Below are 18,035 nucleotides of genomic sequence, written 5' to 3' on the forward strand. Positions count from 1 at the left end.
TCGTTCTTCTGTACCCGGTGTACGCGGTGCTGTTCGCCGATGCCGGGCTCTCCCCCGCCGCCGTTTCGTCGTTGTTCGTGATCTGGTCGGTCACGACGTTCGCGCTGGAGTTGCCGTCCGGGCTGTGGGCGGACGTGTTCTCGCGGCGGTTGCTGCTGGTGGCCTCTCCCCTGCTGGCGGGTGCGGGTTTCGGGCTGTGGGCGTTCTTTCCTTCGTATCCGGTGTTCGCGGCGGGGTTCGTGTTGTGGGGCGCGGGTTCGGCTCTGCGTTCGGGGACGATGCAGGCGCTGGTGTACGAGGAGCTGGAGCGGGTGGGGGCGCCGGGCGCGTACGCGCGGTTGATGGGGCGTTCTGAGGCGGTGTCGCTGCTGGCCGTGGTCGCGGCGTCGGCGGTGGCGGCGCCGGTGCTGGCGGCGTGGGGGTTCCGGGCGCTGGGTGCGGCGAGTGTGGCGGCTTGCGTGGGGTGTGCGGTGGCGGGGTGGTTCCTGCCGGAGTCCAGGGGCGGTGGTGAGGGGGCGGAGCCGTCGCTGGGGTCGGTGGTGCGTCAGGGGTGGGCGCAGGTGCGGGGTGAGCCGGCGGTGCGGCGGGCGCTGGTGCTGGTGGTGGTGCTGGAGGGTGTGACGGCGCTGGATGAGTACGTGCCGCTGCTGGTGGCGTCGACGGGGGTGGCGGTGTCGGCGGTGCCGTTGCTGGTGCTGGTGGTGACGGTCGGTGACGCGGTGGGCGGCTGGTCGGCGGGGCGGGGGGTGCGGTGGCTGGCGCCGGTGCTGGGGGCGGGTGCGGTGTGCCTGGCGGTGGGGTGCTGGGGTGGCCGGCCGGGTGGGCTGGTGCTGGTGGCGGCGGCGTTCGGGGTGTTCCGGTGGGCGATGGCGGCGGCGGACGCGCGGTTGCAGGAGCGGGTGGGTGACGGGGCGCGGGCGACGGTGACGTCGGTGGCGGGTTTCGGGGCGGAGGTGGTGGCGGTTCTGGTGTACGCGGGGTACGCGCTGGGGTCGCGGTGGGCCGGGGCCGGGGTGCTGATGGGTGCGGCCGCGGTGCCGTATGCGGTGGTGGCGGTAGTGCTGGGGTTGGCGGCGCGGCGGGGCCGTGTACATCCGGAGGCGTAGGCGGCGGGTGGTCGGTACGCGAAAGGCGCATTGCGGTTGAACGCTCTCGCCGGATTCGCGGGGGGCGGGTGCGGGCCGAGGATCGTGGGGTCGTTGCGGATCGATTCTTGGGGTGCTGATGGGTGCGGGGTCGTTGGATCTGGCGCGGCTGCAGTTCGCGTTGACGGCCGGTACGCATTTCCTGTTCGTGGCGCTGACGCTGGGGTTGGCGACGCTGGTGGCGTTGACGCAGACGCGGGCGACGGTGTCGGGCAGTGCGGTGCATGCGCGGATGGTGCGTTTCTGGGGGCAGCTGTACGTCATCAACTATGCGGTGGGGATCGTCACCGGGTTGGTGATGGAGTTCCAGTTCGGGTTGAACTGGTCGGGGCTGTCGCGGGTGACGGGGAGCGTGTTCGGGGCGCCGCTGGCGCTGGAGACGATCGTGGCGTTCTTCGTGGAGTCGACGTTCCTGGGGTTGTGGATCTTCGGGTGGGATCGGCTGAACCGGTGGGTGCACCTGTCGCTGATCTGGGTGGTGACGTTGACGGCGTACCTGTCGGCGTACTTCGTGCTGGTGGCGAACGGGTGGCTGCAGCGTCCGGTGGGCTACGTGATGGTGGATGGTGTGGCGCGCCTCGATGACGCGGGGGCGCTGCTGGCGAATCCGACGGCGGTGCTGGCGTTCTTCCACGTGCTGTTCGGCGGGCTGCTGACGGCGGGGTTCTTCATGGCGGGGGTGAGCGGGTTCCATCTGCTGCGGCGGACGGCGGAGGTGGAGTTCTTCCGCCGGTCGATGCGGATCGGGCTGCTGACGGTGATGGTGTCGGTGATGCCGGTGGTGGTGTTCGGGGGGACGCAGTTCAGTTACGCGCAGCCGACGAAGCTGGGCGGTCGCAAGGCGGCGGCCGCGGTGGCGGACTTCACGGCGCGGTTCGGTCCGGACGACTACCGGCCGCCGGTGCTGTCGGGGGTCGGCGAGGCGCTGATGATGGCGATGTGGATGCTGATGCTGCTGATCGCGGTGGTGGCGTTGGTGAAGTTCCCTTTCAGGCGGTGGCTGGTGCGGGGGCGAGTGTTCCACGTGCTGATGATCGCGGCGGTGCCGCTGCCGTACGTGGCGATGATCGCGGGGTGGGTGTTCCGCGAGGTGGGGCGGCAGCCGTGGATGGTGTACGGGGTGCTGAAGACGCGGGACGCGGTGTCGCCGGGCGTGGGGTCGGCGTCGGTCGCGGTGTCGTTCGCGGTGTTCTCGGTGCTGTTCGCGGGTTTGTTCGGGGTGAACGCGTGGCTGCTGGCGCGGTTCGCGCGGCGGGGGCCGGAGGGGGCGGGGCTGGGTGCCTCTCCCCCGGTCGAGCCGGTCGCGCCGGCGATGAGCCCGACGTTCTGACAGGAGCCTGGTGATGGATTCTCTCGCGGTGGTGTTGCTGGCGGTGTTCTCGGCCGGGTACCTGGTGCTGGCGGGTGCCGATGTCGGGGTGGGGATGCTGCTGCCGTGGCTGGGGCGGGACGAGCGGGAGCGGCGGTTGGTGATCGCGTCGTTCGCGCCGTTCTTCCTGGGCAACGAGGTGTGGCTGGTGGCGGCGGCGGGTCTGGTGGCGGGCGCGTTCCCGGGGCTGGAGCACGGGTTGGTGGCGGAGTTGTATCCGCTGTTCTCGGTGCTGCTGGTCGGCTGGGTCGTGCGGGACATGGGGTTGTGGCTGCGGGGCCGGGTGGACGCGGCGGCGTGGCGCGGCCTGTGGGACGGTGCGGTCGTGGCGGGGAGTTGGGCGCTGGCGCTGGCGTGGGGGTCGGTGCTGGGGTCGGTGCTGGCCGGTGGCGGGCTGGGTGTGGGGAGCGTGCTGGGGTTGCCGTTGGCGGCGCTGTTCGCCTGGCACGGTGCGGGGTTCGCGCGGTGGCGGCTGCCGGCGGGGCTGGCGGAGCGGGCGGGGCGGGTCCCGGCGCGGTACGGGTTGTCGGCGCTGGTGATGGCGGGGGCGCCGGTGGTGGCCGGGGTGCAGGTGGAGTGGTCGGAGGTCGTGGCCGAGGGTGCGGGGCTGACGATGACGGCGGTGGTGACGGTGGTGGTGCTGCCGCTGCTGGTGGCGTCGCAGGCGCTGGTGTGGTGGACGTTCCGGGGGCGGGTTCAGTCGCCCTCGTACCTGTAGGCGGCCGTGGTGAAGGGTGTGGAGCGGCGTCTGCTGCGGTCGGTTCCTCGGCGGGCGGTGGTGCTGCTGGGGGTGCTGGCGGCGGGGCAGGGCGTCCTGCTGGTGGTGCAGGCGGAGCTGCTGGTGCGGGCGGTGGCGGGGCTGGACGCGGGGCCGCTGCCGTGGTTGGCGGGGGCGGTGGCCGGGCGGGCGGTGCTGGCGTGGGCGTCGGCGCTGGTGGCGGGCCGGGCGGCGGCGCGGGTGAAGCGCGGTCTGCGGGGGGCGCTGCTGGGGCGGGCGGCGGACGGTGCGGGGGCGCGGGTGACGCTGCTGACCCGGGGCTTGGACGCGGTCGATCCGTTCTTCACCGGTTATGTGCCGCAGCTGGTGGCGGCGTGCGCGGTGCCGGTGGTGGTGCTGGTGCGGTTGGCGGCGGCGGACTGGGCGTCGGCGCTGGTGGTGGCGCTGACGGTTCCGCTGGTGCCGGTGTTCGGTGCGCTGGTGGGGATGCGGACGGCGGCGCTGACGGGGCGGCAGTGGGGGCTGCTGCACCGGCTGGGCGGGCATTTCCGGGACGTGGTGGCGGGGCTGGGGACGTTGCGGGCGTTCGGTCGGACCGGTCATCAGTCGGTGGTGGTGCGGGAGCTGGCGGGCGAGCATCGGCGGGCGAGCGTGCGGGCGCTGCGGGTGGCGTTCCTGTCGTCGCTGGTGCTGGAGCTGGTGTGCGCGTTGTCGGTGGCGCTGGTGGCGGTTCCGGTGGGGTTGCGGCTGCTGGGCGGGGAGATGGCGCTGGCGACGGGTCTGCTGGTGCTGGTGCTGACGCCGGAGGTGTATCTGCCGTTGCGGGCGCTGGGGCAGCGTTTCCACGCGAGTGCGGAGGGGGTCGCGGCGGCGCGGGAGGCGTTCGCGGTGCTGGACGCGGCGGGGGGTGTGCGGCGCGGTGGCGGGGCGGTGCCGGGCGGGCGGGCGCCGGAGATCGTGCTGGAGGAGGTGACCGTCCGGTATCCGGGGGCGGGCGGGGCGGCGCTGGATCGGGTGTCGCTGCGGGTGGGGGCGGGTGAGCGGGTGGCGGTGACGGGGCCGTCGGGGGCGGGCAAGTCGACGCTGCTGCTGGTGCTGGCCGGGCTGGTGTCCCCCGACTCGGGTCGGGTGCTGGTGGACGGGGTGGATCTGGCGGAGTTGGACGTGGAGGCGTGGCGGGCGTGTGTGGGGTGGGTGCCGCAGCGTCCGCATCTGTTCGCGGCGTCGGTGGCCGACAACATCCGGTTGGGTGATCCGGGGGCCGGGATGGGGCGGGTAGAGGAGGCGGCGCGGGCGGCGGCGGTGGATTTCGTCGGGGGTTTGCCGGAGGGGTTCGCGACGGTGCTGGGTGAGGGCGGTGCGGGGTTGTCGGCCGGGCAGCGGCAGCGGCTGGCGATCGCGCGGGCGTACTTGTCGGGGGGTCCGGTGATGCTGCTGGACGAGCCGACGGCGCGGCTGGATCTGCACAGTGAGCGGGTGCTGGTGGACGCGGCGGTGCGGTTGCTGGCGGGGCGGACGGCGGTGGTGGTGGCGCATCGTCCGGCGTTGCTGGGGGCGGTGGACCGGGTGGTGCGGTTGGAGCGCGGCCGGGTGTGCGGGGCATCAGGCGCGGGTGCCGGGGAGGCGGCGGCGTGAGGGGGGTGTGGGGCGCGGTGCGTCCGCACGCGGTGCGGCTGGTGGCCGCGGGTGCGGCGGGCGCGGCGGCGGAGCTGTGCGGGCTGGGGTTGATCGCGGCGGCGGCGTGGCTGATCGCGCGGGCGTCGCAGCGGCCGGAGCTGGCGGCGCTGTCGTTGGCGATCGCGGCGGTGCGGGGGTTCGCGCTGGCGAAGGGGTCGCTGCGGTATGTGGAGCGGCTCGCGGGGCATGACGCGGCGCTGCGGGCGCTGGCGGAGTTGCGGGGGCGGGTGTTCGACGCGTTGGCGGCGGCGCGTCCGGGGGCGCGGCGGGTGCGGGACGGTGAGGCGTTGACGCGGATGGTGTCGGATGTGGACGCCGTCCAGGACCTGCTGCTGCGGTGCGTGCTGCCGGCGGCGGCGTCGGTGGTGTGCGGGGCCGCGGGGGTGGCGGTGTGCGCGCTGGTGGATGTGCCGGCGGCGGTGGTGCTGGCCGTGGGTTTGCTGGTGGCGGGCGTGGTGGTGCCGGTGGCGGCGGCGGTGGCGGGGGGTCGTGCGGCGGCGCGGATGGCGGCCGGGCGCGAGGTGCTGGCGGTGCGGGCGCTGGACGTGCTGGAGGGTGCGCGGGATCTGGCGGTGTTCGGTGCGTCCGGCCGGTTCGCGGAGCGGGCGGAGGATGCGGCGCGGCGGCTGGAGCGGGCGGAGCGGTCGGCGGTGCGGGTGTCGGCGGCGGTGGCGGCGGCGGGTTTCGCGGTGCAGGGCGTGGCGGTCGCGGCGGTGGCGTGGGCGGGGCTGCGGGCGGGCGTGGACGAGGTGGGTGCGGCGGTGCTGGCGCTCACGGCGCTGGTGGCGGTGGAGTCGGTGCTGCCGCTGGCGGGTGCGGCGCAGCGGTTGCGGGAGGTGCTGCCGGCGGTGCGGCGGGTGGGGGCGGTGCTGGCCGCTCCCCCGGCGCCGCGCGCGGCGCGTGCGGGGGTGGTGCCGCGGGGGCCGTTGGAGGTGGAGCTTTTGGGCGTGCGGGTCGCCTACGGGGAGGGTGTGGCGCTGGACGGGGTGGATCTGCGGGTGGAGCGGGGGCGGCGGGTCGCGGTGGTGGGGGCGAGCGGCGCGGGCAAGAGCACTTTGCTGGCGGCGGTGGCCGGTGAGGTGCCGCTGGTGTCGGGTGCGGTGGTGCTGGGCGGGCGGGAGCTCGGCCGGTACGCGCCGGACGAGGTGCGGGGCGCGGTGCGGGGGCTGGCGCAGGACGCGCACGTGTTCGGCGCGACGGTGCGGGCGAACGTGCTGCTGGCGCGGCCGGACGCCGGTGAGGCGGAGTTGTGGGCGGCGGCGGAGCGCGCGCGGTTCGCCGAGGTGGTGCGGGCGCTGCCGGACGGGTGGGACACCGTGGTGGGGGCGGGCGGGCGGGGCCTGTCGGGCGGGCAGCGGCAGCGGCTGCTGCTGGCGCGGGCGCTGCTGGCCGACCCGCCGGTGCTGGTGCTGGACGAGCCGGCCGAGGGGCTGGACCCGGCGATGGCGGACGCGGTGGTGCGGGACCTGCTCGAGGCGCCCGGCGGCGGGACGCTGCTGCTGGTGACGCATCGGCTGGCGGCGCTGGGCGCGGCCGACGAGGTGGTGGTGCTGGACCGGGGCCGGGTGGTGCAGCGGGGCCGGCATGAGGAGTTGGCGGCGGTGCCGGGCGCCTACCGCGATCTGTGGGAGGCCGAGCTGCTCGCCGACCGCGCGGTGGCGTGCTGACCCGCGGGCGGCCGGGGTCAGGGCGGCAGGGTCAGGGCGCCGGGGGCGGGTGTTCGGCCGGGTCGGTTCTGGCGCGGCGGAGGGCGCGTGCGAGCGCGGCGACGGCGTCGGGGATGGCCGAGGCGGGGACGGCCGCGTATCCGAGGACGAGGCCGGGCGGGTGGGGCCGCTGCGCGTGCCATGACAGCGGGTGGGCCTTGACGCCGAGTTCCAGTGCCGCCGCGGCGAGGTCGGCGTCGTGCAGGGCGCCGGGGGGCTCGCCGGGGAAGGTGATGGTCAGGTGCAGTCCGGCGGCGGCGCCGTGCACGGCCGCGGTGGGCAGGTGCGCGGCGATGGCCTCGATCATGGTGTCGCGGCGGCGGCGGTGGCGGCGCCGCAGCAGCCGCAGGGTCCGCTCCATCTCCCCCGAGTCCATGAGTTCGGCGAGGACGAGCTGCGGCAGCGCGGCGTTGCCGAGGTCGGCGAAGCGCTTCTCGGCGACGACGGCGTCCAGGTGGGAGGGCGGCGGGAGGAGCCATCCGATCCGCAGCGCGGGCGCGAGGAGTTTGGAGACGCTGCCGACGTAGAAGACGCGGTCGGTGAGCATGGAGCGCAGCGCGGGGACGGGCGGCCGGTCGTAGCGGTGCTCGGCGTCGTAGTCGTCCTCGATGACCAGGCCGCCGTCGGCGGCCCAGCGCATGAGGTCGCGGCGGCGGTCCGCGCCGAGCACGGCGCCGGTGGGGAACTGGTGGGCCGGGGTGAGCAGGACGGCGGGGGCGCCGGTGGCGCGCAGGCGGTCGACGCGGATCCCGGCGGCGTCGACGGGGACGGGCGGGGTGCCGGTCCCCCAGTGCGCCAAGTGCTGGCGGACGCCGAGGGAGCCGGGGTCCTCGACGGCGATCCGGTCGATGCCCTCGCGGGTCAGGACGCGGGCGGCGAGGCCGAGGGCCTGGGTGGTGCCGGCCACGATGACGATGCCGTCGGGGTCGGCGCGGATGCCGCGGTTGCGGGCGAGCCAGGCGGCGACGGCGGTGCGCAGCGCGGGGGCGCCGCGGGGGTCGCCGTAGCCGAGGGCGGTGGCGGGCAGGGCGCGCAGGACGGTGCGTTCGGCGCGGTGCCAGGCCGCGCGGGGGAACGCGGCGAGGTCCGGCAGGCCGGGTGACAGGTCGGTGCGGGCGGGCAGGGCGCGCAGGACGTCGAACAGGTCGGGGCCCGGCCGTCTCGGGAAGGGCGTGCCCGCGGGCGTCCGCGGCGCGGAGGCCGCGGAGGCGGAGGGGGTGACCGCCGGTCCGGTCGGGGGGCGGGCGGCGAGGGGGGCCGCGACGACGACGGTGCCGGCGCGGCCGCGTCCGGCGACATGGCCCTCGTCGGCGAGGCGCTGGTAGGCCTCGGTGACCACGCCGCGGGAGACGCGCAGCTCGGCGGCCAGGACGCGGGTGGCGGGCAGGCGGGCCCCCACGGGCAGGCGGCCGTCGGCGACGGCGTCGCGCAGCCGCCCGGCGAGCCAGTCCGCCAGTCCGCCGGGCGGGGCGTCGGCGGTGTCGAGTTGCAGGAAGTCCGATCCCCCCGAGTCCGATCCCCGCGCGTCTCCCCCCGACCCCGGTCCCCGCGTTATGGACCGGTCGTGTTCGCCGCCTTTGGACCTGTGCATCAGGCCATTGTGCGGCCACGGTGGACGCATGGAAACCACCACGACGACCGGGTCAGGCCGGTATGTGCACGGGTACTCCGGCCGGGAGGCGCGGCGGCTCGGCGACCAGGCCGACGCCCTGGCGGCGCTGCTGCACGACGGGACCGCCTACCCGGCGGGCAGCCGGGTGCTGGAGGCCGGCTGCGGTGTCGGCGCGCAGACGGTGCACCTGGTGTCGCGCTCCCCCGGCGTCCGCCTGACCGCCGTGGACCTGTCGGGCGCCTCCCTGGACCAGGCCCGCGCCCGCGTCGCCGCGTCCTGCCCCGAGGCGGCGGTGGAGTGGCGGCGCGCCGACCTGCGGGACCTGCCGTTCCCCGACGCGGCGTTCGACCACGTGTTCGTGTGCTTCGTGCTGGAGCACCTGCCCGACCCGCGCGCGGCGCTGGCCGGGCTGCGGCGGGTGCTGCGGCCCGGCGGGACCCTCACCGCGATCGAGGGCGACCACGGGTCGGCGTTCTTCCACCCCGACAGCGCCCATGCCCGCGCCGCGATCGCCCACCAGGTCGTCCTGCAGGCCGCGGCGGGCGGCGACGCCCTGCTCGGCCGCCGGCTGGGGCCGCTGCTGGCCGAGGCCGGGTACGCGCGGGTCGGCGTCGTGCCGCGCACCGTCTACGCCGACGGGGCCCGGCCCGACCTGGCGCGCGCCTTCACCCGCGACACCTTCACCGCGATGGTCGAGTCCGTCCGCGACGAGGCCGTCGCGGCGGGGCTGGCCACCCCGGCCGACTTCGACCGCGGGGTCGCCGACCTGCACCGCGCCGCGGGCCCCGGCGGCACGTTCCACTACACGTTCTTCAAGGCCACCGCCGTCAACCCGCAGTGACCGTCCCGGCCCCGCCGGGCGGACCGCCCGCGGGGCCGGTGGGGGGCTCGGTCCTCGGCACGAGCCCCCCACCGGGGTCCTGGCCGCCCCCGCCCGCGGCCGCCGCGCCTCGCGCGGCCCTCCCCGCCGCGGGCCGGCCGCCGCTCAGTTCCTCTCCGTGCGCCCGCGGGGATAGCGTCGGGTGCGCCGGTAGCCCACCAGCTCGCCCTCCGCGTCGACCTCGGTGTCGTAGACCGCGAGGATGTCGGCGGAGTCGGGGATGCGGTGCGTCTCCACGACCTCCACCGTGACGCGCCAGCCCTCCTCGGTGCGCTCCATCCCCACGACGCTCTCGGCGCTGCGGCCGGTCATCGCGGTGACGTGCTCCACCGCCATCCGGGCCGCCTTGGACGCGGACAACATCACCGGCCTCCCTAACCGCCCGGCTGGTAGCCGCGGGCGCGGCCCTCGTTCAACCGGTGGATCAGCTCTTCCTCGCGCGCGGCGGCCTCCTCCTCGGTGATCTCGCCGGCCGCGGACTCGTCGGCGACCTGCTGCATCTCCGCGGCGATCCGCCCCGGGTCGTACAGCTGCGCCTCGGCCTGCTCGGTCAGGGTCTCGGCCAGCCACATCACGCCCTTCACGGGCGCCAGCGGCAGCGTGACCAGACCGGTGAAGAATCCCATCGTCCTTTACGCCTCCGGAACGAAGTCGTAGGGCGGCAGCGGCCCGATCAGCCGCAGCCGGATGCGGTCGCCGTGGGTCTGCCCCAGCTTCTCCACGGCCTCCTCGAACGCGGCGCGGCGGTCGGCGCGGACCAGGAACGAGGCGTCCAGGACGTCCTCCTCCCGCGCCGGGGTCTTGCGCGAGAACGCCTCCGCCGCCGAGGTGGCGCCGTCCAGCAGGACCTGCTCGTCGTTCTCGCGGAGCCGCTGCATCGACTGCGCGATCAGCTCGCCGAGCCGGACCCGGTCGTAGTAGACCGCGTCGGCGGCGTCGGCCGGCACCTCCCGCAGGCGCTGCGACAGCTCGGCGACCTCCGGGTCGTTCTGCATGATCTCCCGGAGCACGGCGTCCTCGACGTAGGTGGCCTTCAGGCGCAGCTCGACGCGGCCCTCCAGCTGGTCCAGGACCTGCCCGAGGCGCTCGGAGTTGTCGGCCAGCAGCTCCTTCTCGACCGCGCCGCGGTCGGCCAGCGCCGCCCCGAACCGGAACGGCAGCACCACGGTCCCGGCGTCGACCAGGGCGTTCAGCACCCGCTGGTGCGCCACCAGGTCGGCGCGCTCGCCCAGCGGCCGGTCGGCCGGCAGGTCGCTGACGAGCGCGGCGCACACGCCGCCGTCCTCGACCAGCGACACCGGCCGGTCGTCCAGCCCGGCCAGGTCGGGCGGCAGCGCCGCGCCCGACCGGGTCACCCCGTACACGTACTGCGGGATGCGGTCCCCGGCCTCGGAGCCGCCAGGGGCTTGCGGCGTGCTCATTCTTCCTCGTCCTCCTTCTTGCGCGATGAACGGCGCCGCGCGGGCTCCTTGTCCTCGGAGTCGTCGGAGTCGCCGCCGAAGGTCTCCTTCAGCCGCTCCTGCGCCCCTTCCAGCGCGCCGCGGGTCTTCTTCTTGGCGCCCGACTCCTGCATGCCGCCGACGAACTCCGGCAGGCCCTGCGAGGTGCCGTCGTGGGCGATGTCCAGGCGGTTCACCGCCTCGGCGAACCGCAGATAGGTGTCGACGCTGGCGACGACGATCCGGACGTCGATCGTGAGGATCTCGATTCCGACCAGCGAGACCCGCGCATACAAGTCGATGACCAGACCCTTCTCCAGGATCAGGTCGACGACGTCGGCAAGGCCGCTGCCGGAGCCGCCGCGCTGCACGACATTGCTGCCCGAAGTCTGCTGGGCGACCGGCCCAGTCATGTGATCGCTCCTTCTCGGGTGTCACCCGTTAGGGGGTTGAGCATGCACCCCGATGTACCCGCCTCGGCCTCGCTAAACGGACAATTTGGTTCCGGTCATCGGTTGGTCAAGGCCGCGGCGGGCGCCGAAACGACGGCCGGGTCCCCTCCGGGGCGCGCGAAAGCCCTCGCGGAAGGGTCTTCCGCGGGGGCTTTCGCGTCTTCGGGCGGCCTACCGGCCGGCGGCCGGTCAGCGTTTGCGGGCGGTGATGCGCCCCACGACGATTCCGGCGACGGCGGCCCCGGCCACCGGCACCGCGCGCAGGAACCGGCCGAGCGTGACGAGCTTGGCCAGCCCCGCCACGCGGCCGGGCAGCGCCGCCACCTGGCCGCCGGCCCGCGCGACACCCGTCCCGGCGGTCTTCGCCGCGCCCTGCGCGGTGTCCTTCGCACCCTGCGCGGCGCCCTTGGCGCCGCTCTTCGCGCCCTGTGCAGTGCCCTTGGCTCCCTGTGCGGTGCCCTTGGCGCCGTTCTTCGCGCTGTCCTTCGCGCCCTGGGCGGTGCCCTTGGCTCCCGTGGCGGCGGCCTCGGCCGTGCCCGCCGCCCTGCCGACGTTCTTGCTCACTGGTCCGGACCCGTCGCCCGAAACCGAGGGGGTGTCCATCTTCCGTCCTTCCATCAGGGGGAATCTCCTTTGCGCGCCGGAGTGCGACCGGCGCGCGGCGCCCGCCGCACCTCACCGGCGCGGAAACGGGCATTCGGCCTGTACGCGGCGTACCCCACCGGGGCACCGCAAACATTGCCGGTCACCCGGCGGGCGCGCGCCGCCGGGGGGCGCGGACCCCGGGCTCCGGCGATTGGAACCGCCGGTCCGGGTATGCGTAGGCCATGCCACCCGACGAGCCGGCGGGCGCGCCCGCCCCGCCGCCGCGCCCCGGCCCCGCCCGGCGCGCGGCCGAGCCGCTGGCCTGGTGGACGGCGCTGACGACGGTGTATCTGGCGCTGGTGTCCACCATCTCCCCCACCGAGATCGCCGTCGGGGCGCTCGCGGCGGCCGCGTGCGCCGCCGCCGCGGTCGCCGCGCGCCGCGACATGCTCTCCGCGGGCGTGACGCGCCCGCCCGGGGACGCGGGCGGCCGCGTCACGCCCGCGCGGCTCCTGCCGCCCCTCGCGCGGCTGCCCGCCCAGGTCGTCTCCGACACCGCCCGCGTCACCCTGCGCGGCGCGTCCGGCGGGCGCTGGACGGCGCTGGCCGTCGCGCCCGGCCCGGCCGCCCGCGGCGCCGCGACCCTGCTGGTGTCGGCCTCCCCCGGCAGCTACGTCGGCGGCGTCGACCCCGACCGCGGGCTGCTGCGGGTGCACCGCCTGGCCGGCCCGACCCCGTTCGAGCGGAGCCTGCGCCGCGCCGGGCTCGTCGACGACCCCGGACCCGCCGGCGCCGGTGCCGCCCCGCCGCGCGGCGACGGGCCGAACAAGGCAGGACCGCGCGCGGGAGGGCCGTCATGAAAGCCGACGTCGCCGGCACCGCGGTGCCCGCCCTGGCCGTCATGGCCGGCGCGCTGCTGCCGGCGCTGCTGGCCACGCTGCGCGGACGGCCCGCCGGGCGCCTGGCCGGGCTGATCGCCACCGGGCCGCTGACGACCCTCGCGCTGGTGCTGCTGGCCGCCGCCTACGGCCGGCCCGCCTACCTCGACGTCGCCCTGGTGCTGGCGCTGCTGTCGTTCGCCGGGTCGCTGGTGTTCGCCCGCTTCCTGAGCCGGACCCTGTGAGAGGAGGCCCCCGATGAGTCTCGACCTGCTCGCCGACGTGCTGACCTGGGCCGGAGCCGCCGTCGCCGTCGCCGCCGGACTGCGGCTGCCCCTCACCCGCGGGGCCGCCGCGCGCCTGCACGCCGCCGCGCCCGTCACCGTCCTGGCCGCGCCGCTGCTCATCGCGGGGCTGGCGCTGCGGCCCTGGTCGTCGTGGCACGACGTCGCCAAGCTCGCCGTCATCGCCGTCCTGCTCGCCGCGACCGGCCCCGCCACGGTCGCCACCGCCGGGCAGGCCGTCGAGCGCGCCGCCGGCCGATCGGAGTGACCCCGCCGTGACACCCGCGACCCCGCCCCCGCCCGTGGCGGCCCATGCCGCGGTGGCGCTGGACGCGCTGTCCGGGCCGCTCGCCGACGCCCTCATCGCCGCCGCCCTCGGCCTGGCCGCGCTCATGGCCACCGCCGTCGTGCTGACCCGCGACACCGTCCGGCAGGCGATCGTGCTGTCGGGCTACGGGATGGTCCTCGGCCTGCTGTTCCTCATCCTCCAGGCGCCCGACGTCGCAATGTCCCAGATCGGCGTCGGGACCGTCCTGGTGCCGCTCCTGGTGGTGCTGGCCCTGCACGCCACCCGCCGCCGCCGCGACACCGGCGACGAACCGCCCACCCGCGGCACCGGACCCGGAAAGGACGGCGACGGAAAGGGCGGCGACGGACAAGGCGAGAGCGGCGCCGGGCGGGAGGCGCGCCGGTGAGGCCCCGCGCCCGCGTCCCCCTGTTCGCCGCCGGAGCCGCCGGGACCGCCGCCCTGTTCACCGCCGGCGCACTCGGCCTGCCCGGCTTCGGCGGCCCCGTGCACCCCTACGCCGACCGCGCCGTCCACCAGGCCGTGCGGCAGGGCACCTCCAACACCGTCTCCTCCGTCAACTTCGACCAGCGCGCCTTCGACACCCTCGGCGAGGAGCTCATCCTGCTGTCGGCCGCGGTCGCCGCCGTGGCGCTGCTGCGCGTCGTGCGCACCGAGGAGGAACGCGACGGCGCCTCCGTGCGGCACGGGCCCGCCGAGGTCTCCGACGCGCTGCGCGTCGTCGGGGCCCTCCTGCTGCCCTTCACCCTGCTCATAGGCGTCTACATCGTCGCGCACGGCGCCCAGTCCCCCGGCGGGGGCTTCCAGGGCGGCGTCATCCTCGGCACCGCCGTCCACCTGCTCTACCTGGCCGGCGACTACCCCGCTCTGCAGCGGCTGCGGCCCATCCCGGTGTTCGAGTCCGCCGAGGCCGCCGCCGCCGCCGCGTTCGCCCTGCTGGCCCTGGCCGCCGCCGGGGCCCCGCCCGCCGACCGGATCCCCGCCCTCAACACCGCCGTCGGGACCGAGGTCGGCTGCGCCATGGTCCTGCTGCTCGGCAAGTTCTTCGAACAGGCCCTCCTGGTCCGCGAGCACCGCGCGGCCGGCGACCCGCGGGAGCCCTCGTGAGCACCCTGCCCTACCTCACCGCCGGGTGGATCATCCTCGCCGGCCTCTACGGCATCGTCACCAGCCGCGACCTCGTGCACGCCGTGGTGTGCCTGTCGGTCACCCAGTCCGGCACCTACGTGCTGCTGCTGGCCGTCGGGTACCGGTCCGGCGCCACCGCCCCGGTGTTCTCCGACCGCCCGCCGCCCCCCGCCGGCGGGCCCGTCACCGACCCCGTCGTGCAGGCCATGACCCTCACCGACATCGTCGTCGGCGCCACCGTCACCGCCCTGCTGCTCGCCCTGGCCGTCCAGGTCGCCAAACGGCGCGGCACCCTGGACCCCCGGGCCCTGCGCTCCCTCGAGACGTGATCCTCCAGGCCACCGTCGCGCTGCCCGTCCTGGTCGCGGCCCTGCTCGCCGCCACCGGACGGTGGCTGCCGCGCCTGGCCGTCGACACCGCCGCCCTGGCCACCGCCGCCGCCGTCACCGCCCTGACCGCCCTCACCCTCGCCCGCGCCCCCCACCACCCGCAGGTCACCTGGCTCGGCGGCTGGGGCCCGGCCACCGGCGTCGGGATCCCCCTGGCCGCCGACCCCCTCGCCGCCGCGCTCGCCTGCACCGCCGCCGCCCTCACCCTGGCCGCGCTGGCGTTCTCCTGGCGGTACTTCACCGAGATCCAGGCGATCTTCCACGCGCTCATCCTGCTGTTCCTGGCCTCCATGTGCGCGTTCGTCTACACCGGCGACCTGTTCGACGCGTTCGTGTTCTTCGAGCTGATGAGCGTCGTGGCGTTCGCGCTCACCGGCTACCGCTCCGAGGAGCCCTCCACCGTCCACGGCGCCCTGAACTTCGGCATCGTCCAGTCCCTCGGCGCCTACCTCACCCTCGCCGGCATCGCCCTGGTCTACGGCCGCACCGGGCAGCTCGGCCTGGCCGCCATCGGAGAGAGCCTCGCCGCCGGCGGCGGCGACCGCGGCCGCCCGGGCGCCCTGGTCACCGCCGCGTTCGTGCTCATCTGCACCGGCTACCTGGTCAAGGCCGCCGCCGTGCCCTTCCACTTCTGGCTCGCCGACGCCCACGCCGTCGCCCCCACCCCCGTCTGCGTCCTGTTCTCCGGAGTCATGGTCGAACTCGGCGTGTACGGGGTCGCGCGGACCTACTGGGCGGTGTTCGCCGGCCTGGTCCCGCTGCGCGCCGTCGCCGTCCTCGGCGCCGCGGCCGCGCTGCTGGGCGCCGTCATGTGCGTCCTGCAGCACCACATCAAGCGGCTGCTGGCCTACTCCACCATCAGCCACGCCGGGCTGCTGCTGGTCGGCGTCGCCGCCGGCACCCCCGGCGCGCTGGCGGGCACCGCCTACTACCTGGCCGGACACGCCGGGGTGAAGGGCGCGCTGTTCCTGGCCGCCGGGGCGCTGCTGAACCGGCACCAGAGCGTCGACGCCCGCGAGCTGCGCGGCCGCGGACGCGGAATGCCCGTCACCGGCGCCGCGTTCCTCGTCGGCGCGCTGTGCCTGGCCGGGCTGCCCCCGTCCGGGCTGTTCGCCGGGCACTCGGTCACCGAGCACGCCGCCCTGGAGCGCGGCTGGTGGTGGTTCACGCCCCTGTCCATCGCCGCCTCCGCCCTCACCGCCGGCGCCGTCCTGCGGGTCTGGCTCGTGGTGTGGCGCGGCAGGCCGCTGCCCAGCGACCCCGGCGAACCCGACGCCCGGGACGGCTCCGCGGAACAGGACGAACCCGCCGGCCAGAGTGAGCGCGAGGGGCCCGAGACGCCCGTCACCCTCAGCTCCATCCCCTGGGTCATGCTCGCCCCCGCCATCGCGCTGCTGGCCGGCGGGCTGCTGACCGGACTGGTGCCCGGCGGTCCCGTCGCCGGCGCCGCCGAGGTGTTCGCCGACCGCGGCGCCTACGCCGGGCTCGTCCTGGACGGCCGGCTCACCCACCCGCACGGCCCGCCCGCCGAGCCCTGGACCGCCCCCGGCCTCGCCGGGGCGGCCGTCACCCTGCTGCTCGCCGCGGCCGTCGCCGCCACCGGCGTGCGCCGCACCGCCCGGACCCGCGCGCCGGCCGCCGCGCGCGCCGCCCCGGGACGCGCCGCCGGGGCCGCCACCCGCCGCCTGCACGCGCTGCACTCGGGCGACGTCGGCGACTACGCCGCCTGGCTCACCGCGGGCGTCGCCGTCCTGGCCCTGCTCACCGCGCGCTTCTGACACCCGCCCCATGAACGGCGGCGGGATCAGATGCTCCAGAGGCGGCGCTTGCGGTAGCGGGGCTCCCACATCACCCGGTTCAGCTCCCGCAGCGGCTTGGGCAGCGACGTCAGGAACCGGCTGCGCTCCACCGGCCCGATCCCGTCCACCACCCACGGGACGAACATCGGCGTGCCCGCCTCGCAGCGTCCCCGGGACTCGGCGGCGAGCTCCTGCCACTCCGCCTCTGCCAGCACCGACTCCGCCAGCGGCAGCGCGCTGGTCTCCTCGTGCCGCAGGTGCCGCTCCAGCGCCTCGCGCAGCTCGCGCACCGCGGCGCGCAGGTCGCCGCCCTCCCCCGCCGCGCCCGCGCCCATCGCCGCGTCGACCCGGGCGACCAGCGGGGCCAGGCGGGCGTGGTCGGCGCGCATCTCCTCCAGCACCACCCGCTCCGCACGGCGGGCGACCACGCGCTCCACCCGCGGCCACAGCCACCGGTCCTGCAGCTCCTGGTGCAGCCGGATCTGCTCCTTGAGGTTCTCCCAGCCCGCGCGCACATGGGCCGCCCGTCCCTTGCCCGCCGCCGCGGCCGCCGCGAGCCGGTCCAGATCCCGGCGGAACGCGTGGTGGGAGGCGTACAGGAGGGTGCGGCAGGTCGTGTCGCGCGGCTGGACCGCGAAGGTCTCCATACCTATAGGAGGCCCCCTGCGGGCCCCGATGTGACGTTCCGGACTTCACGAGAGACGCACCTCACACCCCGCGCCGCGCCGGACGCCGGCCCGCGGTCCGGTCGCCCCTGCCCAGGCCGGACGCGCCGGGTCCGCCGCACCGGGTCATGCGCCGCCGGAGTCGAGCAGGTCCAGGGCCGCGCGGGTGAACGCGCGGACCCGCGCCGTCTCGGCGCCGGCGCGCCACGCCAGCCCCCACTCCAGCGGCGGCGCCCCGTCGAGCGGCACGTAGGCGACGTCGGGCCGCGCGTGGTAGCGGCGGGTGTGGGCGCCCACGCACAGCACCCCCTCGCCCGCGCCGACGAGCGTGAGCAGCTCCGCCGTCGTCGCGCCGGGCGGCGCGTCCAGCACGCGCACCCGGGCCAGGTCGGCCCGCGGCACCGCGGCGCGCCGCGCGAACGGGTGCCCGGACGGGACGGCCAGCATCCGCGCCTCCCGCAGCAGCACAGGCCCGGCCACCACGCCCGGGCCCTCCAGCGGGAACTCCGCCAGGCACACCTCGGCCTCGCCGTCGCGCAGCCACGCCGGCGCCTGCCCCGGCCGCGCCTCCCGCAGCACCACCCGGCAGCCCGGTTCGCGCGAGCGCAGCAGCTCGGCCGCGCCGGCCAGCAGCTGCCCCGCCGCGGCGTCGGTGAACGCGGCCGTCAGCGTCCCGGTGACCCCGCGCCCCTCCTCGACGGCCCGCCGCACCGCGGCGCCGATCCGCTCCCACGCCGGGCCGATCTCCCCGGCCAGCCGCCGGCCCGCCGGGGTCGGCTCCACCCGCCGGGACGTCCGGTCGAACAGCCGCGTCCCGACACGGCGCTCCAGCCCCCGGATCGTCTGGCTGACCCGCGCCGTGGACACCCCGAGCCGCTCGGCCGTCCGGCCGAAGTGCAGCTCCTCCGACAGCACCAGCAGCGCCTCGATCTCGTGCCGCTCCAGCACCGCCGCACCCCCGATCGTTAAGCGTGGTTTCACGATGGTTGCACGATGCGGCGT

General features: G+C 76.4%; 21 protein-coding genes. 13 read left to right on the plus strand and 8 right to left on the minus strand.

The window, feature by feature from the left end; all coding sequences use genetic code 11:
* The first annotated feature begins 17 nt into the window (after window positions 1-17).
* From K4S16_RS09115 to cydC, 5 genes are all read left to right on the plus strand, one after another.
* Complete coding sequence (locus K4S16_RS09115) at window positions 18-1,106, plus strand: MFS transporter (RefSeq protein WP_149258413.1); 1,089 nt, start codon at window positions 18-20, stop codon at window positions 1,104-1,106.
* Between the two features lie 118 nt (window positions 1,107-1,224).
* Window positions 1,225-2,475, plus strand: coding sequence for a cytochrome ubiquinol oxidase subunit I (locus tag K4S16_RS09120; RefSeq protein WP_149258837.1), 1,251 nt, complete (start codon window positions 1,225-1,227; stop codon window positions 2,473-2,475).
* A gap of 13 nt (window positions 2,476-2,488) precedes the next feature.
* Window positions 2,489-3,232, plus strand: a complete 744-nt coding sequence (locus K4S16_RS09125) for a cytochrome d ubiquinol oxidase subunit II (RefSeq protein ID WP_149258414.1) — start codon at window positions 2,489-2,491, stop codon at window positions 3,230-3,232.
* A gap of 18 nt (window positions 3,233-3,250) precedes the next feature.
* Complete coding sequence (gene cydD / locus K4S16_RS09130; RefSeq protein WP_235036668.1) at window positions 3,251-4,867, plus strand: thiol reductant ABC exporter subunit CydD; 1,617 nt, start codon at window positions 3,251-3,253, stop codon at window positions 4,865-4,867.
* Window positions 4,864-6,576, plus strand: coding sequence for a thiol reductant ABC exporter subunit CydC (gene cydC, locus K4S16_RS09135; protein ID WP_235036669.1), 1,713 nt, complete (start codon window positions 4,864-4,866; stop codon window positions 6,574-6,576). The genes cydD and cydC overlap by 4 nt, the downstream gene beginning before the upstream one ends.
* Before the next feature lie 31 nt (window positions 6,577-6,607).
* Here the strand turns inward: cydC and K4S16_RS09140 are convergent, their stop codons facing one another.
* Complete coding sequence (locus tag K4S16_RS09140) at window positions 6,608-8,206, minus strand: PLP-dependent aminotransferase family protein (RefSeq protein WP_149258416.1); 1,599 nt, start codon at window positions 8,204-8,206, stop codon at window positions 6,608-6,610.
* Window positions 8,207-8,234: 28 nt separating this feature from the next.
* Between K4S16_RS09140 and K4S16_RS09145 the strand changes: the two genes are divergently transcribed.
* The gene (locus K4S16_RS09145) at window positions 8,235-9,068 is read left to right on the plus strand and encodes a class I SAM-dependent methyltransferase (protein WP_149258417.1); all 834 of its coding nucleotides are present in this window, start codon (window positions 8,235-8,237) and stop codon (window positions 9,066-9,068) included.
* A gap of 144 nt (window positions 9,069-9,212) precedes the next feature.
* Here the strand turns inward: K4S16_RS09145 and gvpO are convergent, their stop codons facing one another.
* The 5 genes from gvpO to K4S16_RS09170 all read right to left on the minus strand — a co-directional run bounded on the left by gvpO (window position 9,213) and on the right by K4S16_RS09170 (window position 11,616).
* Window positions 9,213-9,470: a gas vesicle protein GvpO gene (gene gvpO / locus K4S16_RS09150; protein WP_149258418.1), complete on the minus strand. Its 258-nt coding sequence runs from the start codon at window positions 9,468-9,470 to the stop codon at window positions 9,213-9,215.
* 11 nt (window positions 9,471-9,481) lie between these two features.
* Complete coding sequence (locus K4S16_RS09155) at window positions 9,482-9,733, minus strand: gas vesicle protein GvpG (RefSeq protein WP_149258419.1); 252 nt, start codon at window positions 9,731-9,733, stop codon at window positions 9,482-9,484.
* 6 nt (window positions 9,734-9,739) lie between these two features.
* Window positions 9,740-10,528 (minus strand): GvpL/GvpF family gas vesicle protein, encoded by a 789-nt coding sequence (locus K4S16_RS09160; protein ID WP_149258420.1) that lies wholly within the window; start codon window positions 10,526-10,528, stop codon window positions 9,740-9,742.
* On the minus strand, window positions 10,525-10,959 hold the full coding sequence (gene gvpJ / locus K4S16_RS09165; protein WP_149258421.1) for a gas vesicle protein GvpJ: 435 nt from the start codon (window positions 10,957-10,959) through the stop codon (window positions 10,525-10,527). The genes K4S16_RS09160 and gvpJ overlap by 4 nt, the downstream gene beginning before the upstream one ends.
* A 228-nt stretch (window positions 10,960-11,187) precedes the next feature.
* A complete protein-coding gene (locus K4S16_RS09170; protein ID WP_149258422.1) occupies window positions 11,188-11,616 on the minus strand; it encodes a hypothetical protein in 429 nt (142 codons plus the stop codon).
* Between the two features lie 209 nt (window positions 11,617-11,825).
* On the opposite strand from K4S16_RS09170, the gene K4S16_RS09175 reads away from it, so the two are divergent.
* The 7 genes from K4S16_RS09175 to K4S16_RS09205 are packed head-to-tail and all read left to right on the plus strand — an operon-like array spanning window position 11,826 to window position 16,347.
* Window positions 11,826-12,443 (plus strand): hypothetical protein, encoded by a 618-nt coding sequence (locus K4S16_RS09175; protein ID WP_149258423.1) that lies wholly within the window; start codon window positions 11,826-11,828, stop codon window positions 12,441-12,443.
* Window positions 12,440-12,706: a monovalent cation/H+ antiporter complex subunit F gene (locus K4S16_RS09180; RefSeq protein ID WP_200841761.1), complete on the plus strand. Its 267-nt coding sequence runs from the start codon at window positions 12,440-12,442 to the stop codon at window positions 12,704-12,706. The genes K4S16_RS09175 and K4S16_RS09180 overlap by 4 nt, the downstream gene beginning before the upstream one ends.
* A gap of 13 nt (window positions 12,707-12,719) precedes the next feature.
* A complete protein-coding gene (locus K4S16_RS09185) occupies window positions 12,720-13,013 on the plus strand; it encodes a monovalent cation/H(+) antiporter subunit G (protein WP_149258424.1) in 294 nt (97 codons plus the stop codon).
* A 7-nt stretch (window positions 13,014-13,020) separates the two neighbouring features.
* Window positions 13,021-13,440: a DUF4040 domain-containing protein gene (locus K4S16_RS09190; protein ID WP_235036670.1), complete on the plus strand. Its 420-nt coding sequence runs from the start codon at window positions 13,021-13,023 to the stop codon at window positions 13,438-13,440.
* The gene (locus tag K4S16_RS09195; protein ID WP_149258425.1) at window positions 13,437-14,159 is read left to right on the plus strand and encodes an MnhB domain-containing protein; all 723 of its coding nucleotides are present in this window, start codon (window positions 13,437-13,439) and stop codon (window positions 14,157-14,159) included. Before K4S16_RS09190 ends, K4S16_RS09195 begins: the two co-directional genes overlap by 4 nt.
* On the plus strand, window positions 14,156-14,509 hold the full coding sequence (locus tag K4S16_RS09200) for a sodium:proton antiporter (protein WP_149258426.1): 354 nt from the start codon (window positions 14,156-14,158) through the stop codon (window positions 14,507-14,509). The genes K4S16_RS09195 and K4S16_RS09200 overlap by 4 nt, the downstream gene beginning before the upstream one ends.
* Complete coding sequence (locus K4S16_RS09205) at window positions 14,506-16,347, plus strand: complex I subunit 5 family protein (protein WP_200841762.1); 1,842 nt, start codon at window positions 14,506-14,508, stop codon at window positions 16,345-16,347. The genes K4S16_RS09200 and K4S16_RS09205 overlap by 4 nt, the downstream gene beginning before the upstream one ends.
* Before the next feature lie 26 nt (window positions 16,348-16,373).
* Here the strand turns inward: K4S16_RS09205 and K4S16_RS09210 are convergent, their stop codons facing one another.
* Together K4S16_RS09210 and K4S16_RS09215 are read right to left on the minus strand one after the other, a co-directional pair.
* A complete protein-coding gene (locus K4S16_RS09210; RefSeq protein WP_149258427.1) occupies window positions 16,374-17,015 on the minus strand; it encodes a hemerythrin domain-containing protein in 642 nt (213 codons plus the stop codon).
* A 144-nt stretch (window positions 17,016-17,159) separates the two neighbouring features.
* Window positions 17,160-18,014, minus strand: coding sequence for a LysR family transcriptional regulator (locus tag K4S16_RS09215; protein ID WP_235036671.1), 855 nt, complete (start codon window positions 18,012-18,014; stop codon window positions 17,160-17,162).
* Window positions 18,015-18,035 lie beyond the last annotated feature (21 nt).

The sequence above is a fragment of the Actinomadura sp. K4S16 genome (assembly GCF_008327685.1).
Classification (GTDB): domain Bacteria; phylum Actinomycetota; class Actinomycetes; order Streptosporangiales; family Streptosporangiaceae; genus Spirillospora.